1 protein-coding gene is annotated in these 2,131 nt (G+C 67.1%); it reads left to right on the top strand.

The features are described from left to right. Window positions 1–144 precede the first annotated feature (144 nt). Window positions 145–2,131, top strand: a 1,987-nt coding sequence (locus tag HH308_RS29205) for a DUF222 domain-containing protein (protein ID WP_170197805.1), incomplete at its 3' end; no start/stop codon positions are given.

The raw sequence follows: 2,131 nt of genomic DNA, 5'->3' as shown, positions 1-2,131 counted from the left end.
CTAGTGTCCGTTTTCTCTTGGTTTGCGGCCGATGGCGGGGTAGAATCGAACATAGTAGCGAAGGCCCTGAGTGTGGGTGGGCCGCCGAACGTGGGAAGCACCTCTTTTTGTAGATGGTTTGTCCCTGCGTGTTCGGAGCACCTGATGTCTACTAGCCGTGATTCTGTTCCGCCGTCGCGTGCGACGGTGTCCCGCTACGGGTGGGCAACCGAAGACCCCACCCGCATCGGCCTGCATCTGGCGACAGACAAGGTCGCCGAGGATGCGGCGTGTGGGCACATCAATGATCTGATGGATGCGATCACCACGTGTCGGGCGGGGGAATCGTTTCTGCTGTGGACGAAATACCGGGCGTTGGCGGGGATTCATGACCAGTTGGCTGGCGGGTCGGGTGACGATGACGGGCGGTTGGTGTCGCAGCAGTCGCAGGTCGCGGCCCGGTATGCGATGACGGGGGCGATCAGCCCGCAGGTGTCGGCGCGGCACGTGAGTGAGGCGGTCGCGATGGTGCATCGGTTGCCGCGGACTGGGGAACGCCTGCGGGATGGGGTGATCGCGGCGTGGCAGTTCACCCGGATCGTGTCGCGGTCGGATCTGATCGACGGGTACGGGTATCGGGCGGCGGTCGACGAGGAAATAGCGCGGCGGGTGGGGCGGGGATCGTGGTCGGGGAAACGGTTGGATGCGTTGGTGGATTCGGCGATCTTCCGTCACGACCCCGACGCCGTCCGCCGCCGACACCACCACGCCCGCGCCGCCCGCACGGTAACGACGGATCCCCTGGCGGATGGGATGGCCGAACTCCGGACCACTGCCACCGTGGAGGATGTCGCGACGGCGTTCGCCGCCATCGACGCCCTGGTCGCCCGGGTGTGCTGCGGCAACGATCCGCGGCGTCGGGGGGCGCGGCGCTCGGATGCGGTGATCGCCCGGCTGCACGGGGTGGCGTTCGAATGCGAATGCGGCGACCCCGACACCTGTACCGGCCACCCCGACGACACCGCGGCAGGGGTGTCGCAGGCGCAGGTGGTGATTGCGCTGCACGTGATCACCGAACAAGCCACCCTCACCACCACCCCCACCGACCCCGCCAGCCCCACAGGGGATGGGGTCGGTTACGTCGACGACTACGGGATCATCACCGGCGAGCAGGTCCGCGACATCGCCGACCGCCCCGAGACGAAGATCAGCTACTTCCCCAACCCACCCACCACACAACCCGAACCACGCCATGATTCACCAACAGACACCGATGAAATCTTAGACGGCGAGCCGCAGCCGGAGCCGGAACTGGACTTGGATGTCGAGGCGGTGTCGTCGACCGTGACGGACTCGGAATCATATGAGGCCGAGCCGGCGGACGAGACCGAACCGGCCGCTGACGCGAAACCCGAACCAGAAGGCAGCCGAGCAGCCATGCCAGAGCCGCACTCGCCGACGACGAGCACTGAACCCCAACCCGAACCTGCGCCTGCGCCTGCGGCGCCGTCGGCGGTGACGGAACCCGAACCCGACACTGAGATGGGTGGGGACGAGCCAGAAGCTGACGAGGCACCCACTACGGCGTCGACCTCGACAATCACCGAATCCGAAGGCGAAGCCGACTCCCAGACACCGCGGGCTGGGGAGGAGCCGGACACAAGCGACGCACCCGCACCCGCTCCACAACCCGAGCCCCAGCCCGAGCCCGAGCCGACGGCAGAAGCAGCGTCAGTGGGCGAGGCGGCGCCACAAGCGCCTGCAGAAGCGGAAGGATCGTCTGGGGCTCCGGCCTGCTACCGCAAGCCGAGGCTTCCGTTGCCGTGTTTGCCGTCGGATCCGTATCGGTTCTCCACCGCGTTCGACACCTACATTCGGGTGCGGGATTTGGCGTGCGGTGCGCCCGGGTGTGACCGGCCCGCCTTCGCCGCACAGTTAGACCACTGCCAGGAATACAACCACGACAACCCGGCAGCGGGTGGACAGACCGACGCCGCCAACGTGCACACCCTGTGCGTCCTTCACCACCTGCTCAAGACCGGCGACCACGGCTGGCTCGACGACATGACCCTCGACCACAATGGACGCGTGCAGTACCGGGTCCGTACCCCGGAGGGACTGTGGATCGACGGCCCCGACCTGTCCGGCACCG

Source organism: Gordonia asplenii, from assembly GCF_012933505.1.
Classification (GTDB): domain Bacteria; phylum Actinomycetota; class Actinomycetes; order Mycobacteriales; family Mycobacteriaceae; genus Gordonia; species Gordonia asplenii.
Note: the sequence above shows the minus strand (reverse complement) of the source record. Positions and strands in the feature narration are given on the sequence as shown.